This window comes from Tateyamaria sp. Alg231-49, assembly GCF_900143535.1.
Lineage (GTDB): Bacteria > Pseudomonadota > Alphaproteobacteria > Rhodobacterales > Rhodobacteraceae > Tateyamaria.
The window spans coordinates 78,830-89,614 of the sequence record NZ_FRFA01000018.1; the positions used below are offsets into that span (position 1 = coordinate 78,830).

12 protein-coding genes and 1 tRNA gene are annotated in these 10,785 nt (G+C 55.3%); 7 read left to right on the forward strand and 6 right to left on the reverse strand.

Annotation, left to right across the window (positions count from 1 at the left end; translation table 11 throughout):
* Positions 1–72 precede the first annotated feature (72 nt).
* The 3 genes from DHN60_RS19255 to DHN60_RS19265 all read right to left on the reverse strand — a co-directional run bounded on the left by DHN60_RS19255 (position 73) and on the right by DHN60_RS19265 (position 2,256).
* The gene (locus DHN60_RS19255; protein WP_108838942.1) at positions 73–336 is read right to left on the reverse strand and encodes a hypothetical protein; all 264 of its coding nucleotides are present in this window, start codon (positions 334–336) and stop codon (positions 73–75) included.
* A gap of 144 nt (positions 337–480) precedes the next feature.
* A complete protein-coding gene (gene glnA / locus DHN60_RS19260; RefSeq protein ID WP_108838943.1) occupies positions 481–1,884 on the reverse strand; it encodes a type I glutamate--ammonia ligase in 1,404 nt (467 codons plus the stop codon).
* Positions 1,885–1,917: 33 nt separating this feature from the next.
* Entirely contained in the window at positions 1,918–2,256 is a 339-nt protein-coding gene (locus DHN60_RS19265) for a P-II family nitrogen regulator (protein WP_108838957.1), read from the reverse strand.
* Between the two features lie 174 nt (positions 2,257–2,430).
* On the opposite strand from DHN60_RS19265, the gene DHN60_RS22935 reads away from it, so the two are divergent.
* Positions 2,431–3,114, forward strand: coding sequence for an NAD(P)H-hydrate epimerase (locus DHN60_RS22935; RefSeq protein ID WP_306416020.1), 684 nt, complete (start codon positions 2,431–2,433; stop codon positions 3,112–3,114).
* A 75-nt stretch (positions 3,115–3,189) separates the two neighbouring features.
* Entirely contained in the window at positions 3,190–4,032 is an 843-nt protein-coding gene (locus tag DHN60_RS22940) for an NAD(P)H-hydrate dehydratase (RefSeq protein WP_306416021.1), read from the forward strand.
* On the opposite strand, the gene DHN60_RS19275 is transcribed toward DHN60_RS22940, so the two are convergent.
* Entirely contained in the window at positions 4,029–4,529 is a 501-nt protein-coding gene (locus tag DHN60_RS19275) for a Hint domain-containing protein (protein ID WP_234423715.1), read from the reverse strand. The two genes, DHN60_RS22940 and DHN60_RS19275, sit on opposite strands and share 4 nt — an antisense overlap.
* 148 nt (positions 4,530–4,677) lie before the next feature.
* On the opposite strand from DHN60_RS19275, the gene DHN60_RS19280 reads away from it, so the two are divergent.
* Positions 4,678–4,761 (forward strand) — tRNA-Leu (locus DHN60_RS19280).
* Positions 4,762–4,832: 71 nt separating this feature from the next.
* Positions 4,833–5,306 carry a creatininase family protein gene (locus DHN60_RS19285; RefSeq protein ID WP_108838944.1) on the forward strand — a complete coding sequence of 158 codons (474 nt, stop codon included), beginning with the start codon at positions 4,833–4,835 and terminating at the stop codon, positions 5,304–5,306.
* A gap of 270 nt (positions 5,307–5,576) precedes the next feature.
* Here DHN60_RS19285 and DHN60_RS19290 read toward each other — a convergent pair whose 3' ends face one another.
* A complete protein-coding gene (locus DHN60_RS19290) occupies positions 5,577–7,622 on the reverse strand; it encodes an NADH:flavin oxidoreductase (protein ID WP_108838945.1) in 2,046 nt (681 codons plus the stop codon).
* 92 nt (positions 7,623–7,714) lie between these two features.
* Between DHN60_RS19290 and DHN60_RS19295 the strand changes: the two genes are divergently transcribed.
* The 3 genes from DHN60_RS19295 to DHN60_RS19305 all read left to right on the forward strand — a co-directional run bounded on the left by DHN60_RS19295 (position 7,715) and on the right by DHN60_RS19305 (position 10,184).
* On the forward strand, positions 7,715–8,332 hold the full coding sequence (locus DHN60_RS19295) for a TetR/AcrR family transcriptional regulator (protein WP_199913704.1): 618 nt from the start codon (positions 7,715–7,717) through the stop codon (positions 8,330–8,332).
* 15 nt (positions 8,333–8,347) lie between these two features.
* Positions 8,348–9,385 (forward strand): proline racemase family protein, encoded by a 1,038-nt coding sequence (locus DHN60_RS19300; RefSeq protein WP_108838947.1) that lies wholly within the window; start codon positions 8,348–8,350, stop codon positions 9,383–9,385.
* A gap of 283 nt (positions 9,386–9,668) precedes the next feature.
* On the forward strand, positions 9,669–10,184 hold the full coding sequence (locus tag DHN60_RS19305; protein ID WP_108838959.1) for a fasciclin domain-containing protein: 516 nt from the start codon (positions 9,669–9,671) through the stop codon (positions 10,182–10,184).
* Positions 10,185–10,430: 246 nt separating this feature from the next.
* On the opposite strand, the gene DHN60_RS19310 is transcribed toward DHN60_RS19305, so the two are convergent.
* Positions 10,431–10,785, reverse strand: a 355-nt coding sequence (locus DHN60_RS19310) for a transposase (protein ID WP_159089298.1), incomplete at its 5' end; no start/stop codon positions are given.

The window sequence follows — 10,785 nt, forward strand, 5'->3', positions numbered from 1 at the left end:
TTGCGTGCAGGTGCCGCCCGATATGGGCCATGTAAAAAACAGCGCGCGATTGCCGATGTCTTCCTTTGGAAACTATGAGCCCAAGGAGCTGATGCGCTGGACATCATCTGCACTGCTCAGGACCCGCGCAATGTCTTCGCGGGCAAAAGCAAAGGCGCTCGCCACCAACACACATCCGACCAGCACGACCGTGACCGACTTTGACCGACTGGACGTGGACGAACGCGGCGCTTTGTCCTGAGCGTCGTTTTCGGGCGCGTAACCGCGTTGCGTCCGGACCCGCGCGCGGGACTGGGTACGCTTGAGGCGTGCTTCGAATTCGCTCATCGATTCCATCTGAACCGATCCTTTATGACCAATCTGAGTACAATTTGTATCAGCGGATCATGGCCGGATTTTGGCGCCGCTTGGACAATGCAGGGCAATAAAAAAAGGGCACCCCGTTGGAGGTGCCCTTTCAAGTTTAGCTGCCAAGGAGGATCAGCAGCTGTAGTACATGCCGAACTCAACCGGGTGAGGTGTGTGTTCGTAAGTCGTGATCTCTTCCATCTTGAGCTCGATGTAGCCCTCGATCTGGTCTTTGGTGAACACGTCACCGGCCAGCAGGAAGTCCATGTCTTTTTCGAGCTCTTCCATCGCTTCGCGCAGGGAACCGCAGACCGTTGGGATGCCGGCCAGCTCTTCTGGCGGCAGATCGTAAAGGTCCTTGTCGGATGGTTCGCCGGGATCGATCTTGTTCTTGATCCCGTCAAGGCCGGCCATCAACAGCGCGGCAAAGCACAGGTAAGGGTTGGCAGATGGATCAGGGAAACGAGCTTCGACGCGCTTGGCCTTGGGCGAGTCTGTCCATGGGATACGTACACAACCCGAACGGTTGCGGGCCGAGTAGGCGCGCAGAACGGGTGCTTCGAAACCTGGGATCAGACGCTTGTAGCTGTTGGTCGATGGGTTTGTGAAAGCGTTCAGCGCCTTTGCGTGTGTCAGGATGCCACCGATGAACCACAGGGCCTCATCAGACAGGTCGGCGTATTTGTCGCCTGCAAACAAAGGTTTGCCGTCTTTCCAGATCGACATGTTCACGTGCATACCAGTCCCGTTGTCGCCCGCGATGGGCTTGGGCATGAACGTCGCCGATTTGCCATAGGCGGCGGCAACGTTGTGGATGACGTATTTGTATTTCTGCAGCTCATCGCCTTGCTCGGTGACAGAGCCAAAGATCAGGCCCAGTTCGTGCTGACACGACGCCACTTCGTGGTGGTGCTTGTCGACCTTCATGCCGAGGCGCTTCATGGTAGAGAGCATCTCGGAGCGCAGGTCTTGCGCTTCGTCCGTTGGGTTCACAGGGAAATAGCCGCCCTTGACGCCGGGACGGTGGCCCATGTTGCCCATTTCGTATTCTGTGTCGGTGTTCCAGGACGCGTCCGTGGCATCAACTTCGTAGGATACCTTGTTGATGCTGTTGGAAAAACGCACATCGTCAAAGAGGAAGAATTCCGCTTCTGGGCCCATGTAGGCCACGTCACCGATACCGGTTGACTTAAGGTAGGCCTCGGCTTTTTCGGCTGTGCCCCGTGGGTCGCGGTCATAGGCTTCGCCTGTATCGGGCTCAACGATCGAGCAGTGAACGCAGATCGTCTTTTCCGCATAGAACGGGTCAACATAGGCGCTGCCTTGGTCTGGCATCAGCTTCATGTCGGAGGCTTCGATCGATTTCCAGCCCGCGATGGAGGAGCCGTCAAACATAAAGCCTTCTTCGAGGAAATCCTCATCGACCTGATCGGCCATGACGGTCACGTGCTGCAGTTTGCCACGTGGGTCTGTGAAACGGATGTCGACGTATTCGGCATCTTCTGCCTTGATCATGTCGAGAACGGGGTTTGCCATGTGCGGAAAATCCTTCTTGTCTTGGATGTATAATTAGAGAGCGTCCGAACCGGTTTCACCGGTGCGGATGCGGATGGTTTGTTCAACGGGGGTGACGAAAATCTTGCCGTCGCCGATCTTTTCGGTTTTGGCGGCATCTACGATGGCGGAGATGGCGGCATCGACCTGATCATCATCCAGAACAACTTCGACTTTCACCTTGGGAAGAAAATCGACCACGTATTCGGCGCCACGGTACAATTCCGTGTGCCCTTTTTGACGCCCAAACCCTTTGACTTCGATGACAGATAGCCCCTGTACGCCGACCTCTTGCAGAGCCTCTTTGACTTCATCAAGCTTGAATGGCTTGATGATCGCTTCGATCTTTTTCACGCGGTGGCCTCCCATTGCCATATCATGTGATCTGGGTGGACCATCTGTCTTGTAGGGCGTCCATGGGAGGGGGCATGATATGCTAATGTGTGCACAGGAATTTTGCAGTGACGCTCGGTTTGTGGGCGGTTCGCCTAAAAAATGTGCGAAAGTGAATCGCGAAGAGGTTTGGCCATGACGGAAGCGCTGACGGCTGCGCAGATGAGAAAACTGGAACACGCCGCGATCGAAACGGGCGAGGTTACAGGGCTGGAATTGATGGAGCGGGCAGGGAGAGGTCTGGTCCAAGCCGTGTTCGAGGAATGGCCAGATTTTGCGGCGGGGTCTCACCGCGCCCTTGTGTTGTGCGGGCCGGGTAACAACGGGGGCGACGGGTTTGTTGTGGCCCGTTTGCTGGCTAAAGCCGGTTGGGCGGTTGAGGTGTTCATGTGCGGGACTCCAGAAAACTTGCCTCCGGACGCGCGCAGAAATTATGAACGCTGGTGCTTTATCGGAGATGTCGTCGCGTTGACACAAGCGCATCTGATGGGCGCCTTGGAGCGGCTGGCCTCAGACCCGCACGCTCTCGTTCCGGTCATCGATGCCCTGTTTGGGATCGGACAGCGGGCACCGTTGGACGATGTGATCGCGCCGGTGAACGCCATGATCGACGCATGGTCTGAGGGGCAAGCCGGGGCCAGTGCGCCCCTCTTCATTTCCGTAGATATCCCAACAGGATATGACGCCGATACTGGAGAAGCGTTGGCGCGCCGCCCCCTGCCATCGGAACTGGTGGTCACATTTCACTGCAAAAAGCCGATACACAAAATGCCTCATTTTCTGGACACAAGATGCGCGGTGGTTGATATCGGACTGTGATGCGTTTCACTTTGCTGTTTAAACTGCCGCAGGAGCCACAAAATCCCTGAGCTGACAGAAATCACGCGCGACACGCTGCCCGATCTTGCCAAGGTTGGTGGTCAAAAGTTTGATCATGGGCATGCATTTGTGCTGTCCGGTGGAGCCGGACGCACGGGGGCGGCGCGTTTGGCTGCGCGCGGTGCGCTGCGCATCGGCGCTGGTCTGGTGACGCTTGGCGTACCACCCTCTGCGCAGATGGAGGTGGCCACGCAAATCACAGCCCTCATGCTGAGGCGCGTTGCGGATTGTGACGCGCTGATCGCCGTTCTGGAAGATGCTCGTATCAACGCGCTGTGCCTTGGGCCCGGTCTTGGGTTGGGTGATGATGCTGCGGGTCTTGTGGATGCAGTGCTGGGCGAAGGACACCTGAACCTGAGGCGTCGCATTGTCTTTGATGCGGATGCATTGACGCTGATTGCGCAGGGCGGCGCACGGATGACTGCGTTGAATGAAAACGCCATCCTCACGCCACACGGCGGCGAATTTGCCCGCCTGTTTCCGGACATTGCAGACAGGCTGGCCGCGGGCCAGATGTCGACATATGACAAAGTGTCCGCCACGCGCGATGCGGCGGCGCGCAGTGGCGCAATTGTGCTATTCAAGGGGGCACAAACGGTAATCGCTCATCCCGATGGGCGCGCATCTTTCCATGCGGCAATGCATGACCGCGCCGCACCCTGGCTTGCCACTGCCGGGGCAGGGGATGTGTTGGCGGGTTTTATCACGGGCCTTCTGGCACGCGGATTTGCCCCCATGTTGGCCGCAGAAGCGGCCACATGGTTGCACGTCGAGTGCGCACGCGTCTTTGGCGCCGGTCTGATCGCTGAGGACCTGCCTGAGGTTTTGCCGCCGGTGTTGCGAGCCCTCGAAGCCTAGGCCGGTATGCGTGGTGTGCTCATGGCTGGAACCGACAGTTCCAGACCGTCTGCGTAGACGACGTAGGGCGCATCAAAACCCAGTCGGACCAACGTCATTTCACGCACCCCGAGGCCCGTGATGTATTCGTCGTCGATCAGGCATCCCGCTGGCATCACCGCTTGGGTCGCTCCGCGCAGGGCTTTTGCACGCCAGTCGCGTACCAGCACCATTTGGGCCGCAGGAAGCATGGCGTGATGGGTCGGCTTGCTATCTCCAAGCGATCCAGCGGCAACCTTGACCGCCTCTTCGCATACGCGCACGGTTTGCATCGCGGCAAGAGGAACCAGCCCGGCATTTCGGGTCACGATCCTGTCGCCGGGTGAAAGATACTCGACCGGAATTTCTCCGTCAGATGTCAAAATGATTGTGCCGGACACAAGCCCGACATGGGATATCTCTTTGCGCAACGGGGGCATTTGCCCGCTCAATTCGCGCCCGACCGTATTCGGTTTCATGGCGTCTCTCTTTTTGCAACCTGCCTCTATGTCAGGAAAAGATAGCTCAAGATGGGTTTAATGTCGCGCAACATCTTGCAGTTTCTATGGCACTGGTGCGCGAATACCTCTCGCCTCTTCTGGCAGGCTTTGCTAAGGCAGCGCTCATGCGGGTGTGGCGGAATTGGTAGACGCACCAGATTTAGGTTCTGGCGCCTTTGGCGTGGGGGTTCGAGTCCCTTCACCCGCACCACCTTGAAATGGTTAAAAATTTTCCCTCGCCGCCTTAGTGCTTCATCACGTTTCTGATCGTCTGGGTCACATGTGGGTCGCAAAAAGGTTTTGTTTCAGCGATTGTCGAATCCTAGGAATGGGCACTCTGAATGGTGGCGACGGTTCTATTGTATTTGCTGCTTTCGCGAGCTGTCTCAACATCTTGAGGACCAACCGGGTGTCATGCACGCAGGCGAGGCGGAAACTTCCATGATGATGGTGTGCGAACCAGGACTGGTTGACGATAGTGATCTTGGTGGGCTGGCCAGCCCCATGGACGGCAAAAAGTTTCTGCAAGCTGGAGAAGGATCGTATCGCTGGAGGCCATTCGCGCACGTGACCGAGAATGGTCTAGCGGGAAACCCAGCGCGGTCAAATGTGGTCAAGGGTGAAAAAATGCTGGAAGCCGCGGCGGAAGCGGTGGCGCGTTTGATTTGTGGTCCAGAGACGTGGGCTTTGCCCAATGACCTGCGTTTGGACGGTACAGGGGGTGTGCCATTTAGGGATAGAAACACAAACCGCTGAAAAGAAACATGCCGCATGAATGCGCGCACCTGTGTTTGTGTTGGGCAGAGAGCCGACTTGCGGTGGCGCAGCAGGTCGAGTTTGAACCGCCGCTAGGAAGCGTACATTTCCTCAATTGTGGAAACATCACCCGTTTGAACTGGATGGCTCGGTGTTAGGACATTGGGCTGTTCAAAGAAGTCGCGAGTTCTACTTGCGCCGAACGATGGCTCCGAACCCAATGCGCCGCATTTCCGCGATGCCGCGAACGTCTGGTTTCGACGTCAAGCGCTACAGGTCCTTAACAAGTCTAAGAGCATCGTAGATCGCGGCGTGTGTGTTGCGGGCTGATACGGCATCACCAATCCGGAAGAGTTGGAACGTACCGGCTTCATTACGCACTAGGGTTTGAGCGGTCCCGCTGATGAGTGCGTCATGGTCCACTGCGCCTCCATTGGTGCTGAGCGGCTTAAGATCGAAGTATAATTCGTCCAGAGGCAGTGTTCCGTAGTTCACCACGACTTGATCGTATTCTTTCGTGCTTATGAAGGCGCTATAATCCGTGCCAATGGTCGCGGTTAGCATGTTGCCACTGCGCTCAACACCCAGCAAACGGCGGGTCACCGTAAAGGTCACGTCTTTGTCTTGCAGCGACCGCATATAGGGCACCAAGTTCATCGCCATGATATCAGGCGAGAACGTGCGGTCGGGGGTCATGATTTCAACCGTTGATCCCGCCGCTGCGGCTAATTCTGCAGCTTGCAACGCAGGGTGATCACCGCTCTCGTCATAAATCAAAACGTTCTGCGCTGGCTTCACATCGCCTGCAATAATATCCCACGACGTGACAACGTTTGACGCGTCTTGGCCTGTTTCAAATAGTTCGACGTTCGGCATCCCTCCTGTCGCGACGATTACGATATCAGGGTTAAGCGCGGTTACATCTCCCACCTCTGCCCAAGTGTTGAAGTGAAAGACGACATCACGCGCAGCACATTGGGACATGCGCCAATCAATGATTGAAATCATCTCCCGTCGACGTGGGCTTTGTGCTGCGAGGCGCACTTGGCCGCCCGGATCAGGTTGCGCCTCAAACACCACAACATCGTGACCGCGCTCGGCCGCAACGCGCGCAGCTTCAAGACCCGCAGGACCAGCGCCGATGACAACGACCTTTCGCTTGGTTTCAGCTGGTTGAATTATGTGTGGCATCGTCAACTCGCGACCGGTCGCAGCGTTGTGGATACATAGTGCCTCACCAGCTTGATAGATTCGATCAAGGCAGTAGGTTGCGCCGACACATGGGCGAATATCTTCTTCGCGGCCTTCCACGATTTTCTGGACGATATGGGGGTCTGCCATATGCGCGCGCGTCATGCCCACCATGTCCAGCAAACCGGCCTCGATGGCGTGACGTGCAGTCGCAACATCTGGTATCCGTGCGGCGTGGAATGTCGGTATGCCCGTGACTTTTTTGACTTGTGCGGCATAGGATAGATGCGGTGCAGCAGGCGCGCCTTGGATCGGAATCATGTCTGTCATTGCAGGGTCAGTATGGATGCGCCCACGGTTGACGTTGAGAAAATCCAGTTGACCTGTCGCCGCCAATTTATTTGCTATCACCAAACCATCGTCTGCGGTTATGCCACCTTTTTGCATCTCATCTGCAGTGAACCGGAAACCAACGATAAATTCTTGTCCGATGCGTTTGCGGACTGCGGACAGAACATCCAGCGGAAAACGCATTCGGTTTTCAAGTGTATCCGCCCCATATGGGCCAACTAAATCGTTTGTCAGCGGTGACCAAAATTGATCAAGAAGGTGCCCATTAACCAGTAATTCGATACCGTCCATGCCACCGGCCTGCATGCGTTCGGCCGCGTCCGCAAAGTCGTTGATGATCCGCTCGATATCCCAATCTTCGATCAACTTGGGAAATGCCTTATGTGATGGTTCACGGTGCTTGGATGAGGACACAGAAGGCAACCAATTGCCCTTGTTCCATGTTGTCCGTCGGCCAAGGTGCGTCAGTTGGATCATTACCGCACACCCGTGTTCATGGCAGCCATCAGTCAGATTTTGAATCCACGGCACAACTTCGTCTTTGTAGGCCAATACATTGTTGAAAACTGGCGGGCTGTCCTTTGACACCGTCGCTGATCCCGCTGTCATGGTTAACGCGACACCCGCTTTCGCCCGTTCTTCGTGATAGGCACGATAGCGTTCTTTTGGCATCCCATCTTCTGGATAGGCAGGTTCATGACTCGTCGTCATTATCCGGTTTTTCAAAGTCAGATGTTTCAACTGGTAAGGTTGAAGTAGCGGGTCTTTGGTCATCTGAATGTCTCTCTGGCTAACTTGACACGTGTGTCTTGATGGCACTTTGTCGCTCAATTGACATATGTGTCAAGTTTTCTATGGTGAGCGATATGAACGCAACTGCCTCACGCCAACGTGGATCAAAAGAACTCTGGCTTGATGCCGCTTATGAATTGCTCATTGCGGAGGGTGTCGACGCGGTCAAAATCATGCCTCTGGCAAAAGTTCTCAATCTGTCGCGCACAGGGTTCTATTGGTTTTTTGAGGACATCGCTGAGCTTCACGGCGCAATGGTCCTTCGCTGGGAAAGCAAGAACACAGGGAACCTCGTCCAGCAATGCGATCTTGAAGCGGCCAACATCTGCGAAGCACTTTTCAACCTTATGGATTGCTGGCTTGACCCCACACTTTTTGATGCACCGCTTGATCTTGCTATCCGTAATTGGGCGCGCGTTGATGAGGACCTTGAACAGCGCATTCGAGAAGCCGACAAACAGCGCATCGCAGCGGTAACACGCATATTCGAACGGCACGGTTTTTCGTACCAACAAGCGGAGGTACGTGGCCTAACCGTCATCTATACCCAGATCGGCTACATCTCGATGCAAGTCACAGAAAACGCTTCGCAGAGGTTGGCGCGGGTTCAGCACTACGTTGAACTTTTTGCGAGCGCTCCACCATCAGAGAAGGACGTGAAGGTATTCTTGAACCGCCATGTAGCCAACTGAAGTAAGGTAACCGAAATGCGAAGCACCAAGACCATACACGTTGTGTCCTGTCATGCCGAAGGCGAGGTCGGCGATGTGATCGTTGGTGGTGTGGCTCCGCCACCGGGGGATACCCTTTGGGAACAACGGAACTGGATAGCCAAAGACGAAACCCTTCGCAATTTTATGCTTAATGAACCCCGTGGCGGAGTGTTCCGGCATGTCAATCTTTTGGTCCCGGCCAAACACCCCGATGCGCAAATGGGTTGGATCATCATGGAACCCGAATACACGCCGCCGATGTCCGGGTCGAATTCGATCTGCGTGGCAACGGTGCTATTGGACAACGGGATCATCCCGATGGTCGAACCAGTCACAGAAATGGTGCTTGAAGCGCCTGGTGGTTTGGTCCGTGTCAGGGCCGATTGTAAAAATGGCAAGGCGGAACGGATCTCCGTTCGAAACCTGCCGTCGTTTGCTGGCGAGCGATCAGTGCCACTGAATGTCCCTGGGCTTGGGGTGATCAACGTTGACACGGCATTTGGTGGCGACAGTTTTGTCGTCGTCGACGCTGCTGCCTTAGGTTTTGAATTGATAGCTTCGGAGGCTGATGAGTTAGCAAAGCTTGGCGTCGTAATCACCAACGCCGCAAACGAGCAAATGAAATTTCAGCACCCCACCATTCCTGAGTGGAACCACTTTTCGTTCTGTCTATTTGCTGGTCGACTTGTCCGAGAGGGCAAGGATCTGAAGACAAGAGCCGCTGTAGCAATTCAACCGGGTAAAATTGATAGATCACCGACCGGCACCGCCCTTTCTGCGCGTATCGCTTTGTTACACGCAGATGGTTTGATGCAGGAAGGTGAAACCTTAACCGCCTGTTCTATCATTAATTCCGAGTTTTCTGGACAGATCGCTGAGACAACGACGTTAGAAGAAACACCCGCGATCATCCCAGAAATCACCGGCCGAGCGTGGATCACGGGCACCCATCAACACATGCTCGATCCCGATGATCCTTGGCCAGAAGGATACCGGCTAAGTGACACCTGGCCCGATCATAGAGCCGACTGAAGGGACCGTTGGACTTGTCGCGACATGGTCTAGACCACGCAAAAAACCTGGACTTCTAAAGCAACATATGCCCGTTCGCTGCTGTTGGATATCACTGGTTCTTCGGTGAACGAGTCCGTAACACTTCCACAGAAAGTTTCAGAATACGCGGATTATTGGCGCAAATCAGTGCATCTAAGGTGGATTTCTCACGATAGCGTGATCGGCAAATCTGAGTTCGGCCATGAGTACGTAACCCGTTCACATGCAAAGAGCGTGGGAAATATAAATGGAAGGCACTCACATGACAACTATTCGCAAATTCGCCGCAGCAGCGGCAACCGCAATGACACTGGGTTCCGCCGCGAGCGCGGCCGACATCGTCGAAATCGCATCGGGCGACGAGCGTTTCTCGACCCTAGTGGCCGCAGTCAGCGCTGCAGGCTTGGTTGAGACACTGCAGGGCGCTGGTCCGTTCACTGTCTATGCGCCAGTGAACGATGCTTTTGCTGCGCTGCCGGAGGGCACTGTGGAAACGCTCTTAAAGCCAGAGAACAAAGGCCAGCTGACCGATGTCCTCCTTTACCACGTCGATGACCGCAAACTGACCGCCGAAATGATCCCGAACGGTTCGAACTACTTCAAGCCGGTCTTGGCTTCGGAGCGGTTGTGCATCACCAAAGGCTCGTCTGGCGTGTCGATCGCCGACGGCACCGGCGAAAGCGCCAACGTGATTATCGCAAATATCGAGGCCGACAATGGTGTGATCCATGTGATCGACAAGGTTCTGCTGCCCGGCACCCGCCCAGCCTGCCACTGAAGAAAGCCCCAAAATGGAATAAAGGCCCCGGTGACACTGGGGCCTTTTTCACTTCCGCTTTGTGCTCAAAGCCGTCGTTCGGCGCAAGTTAGTAAAGTGACCGCTTCGAGAGGCCCAATGTCCCGACATCGAGCCACGTTTTTGAAAAGATTTGAATATTCACGATTGGACAGTGTCCTCTATCGGGGTGCGGTTTAAGCTCGATCCGCTACGCCGCCGCGTGACCGCTTCGAGTATCCGTCTTGGTCAAGCGTGGTTTTGAACCCACTCTCGATCTGCTTTGACCAATGTGTTGGCGAGCTCAATGAGTTTCCGCATGATTGCTGTGAGAGCGACCTTTTGCGGTTTTCCCTGTTTGATCATTCTCTGGTATTTTTTGCACATATCGGGGTTGTGTTTTACAGCGACGAGAGCAGGCATGTAGAGCGCGTCGCGCAACTGCTTTCGGCCCCCTTGAATGCTGGCTTTGCCACGCCACTTTCCCGACTGTTGGGTCATCGGAGCCAGCCCGGTCAGGCTTGCAGCTTTCTTCTTATCAAGAGTACCGACCTCAGGCATCTCAATCAGAATGGTTGCTGCGGCCACTTCGCCTATGCCCGGG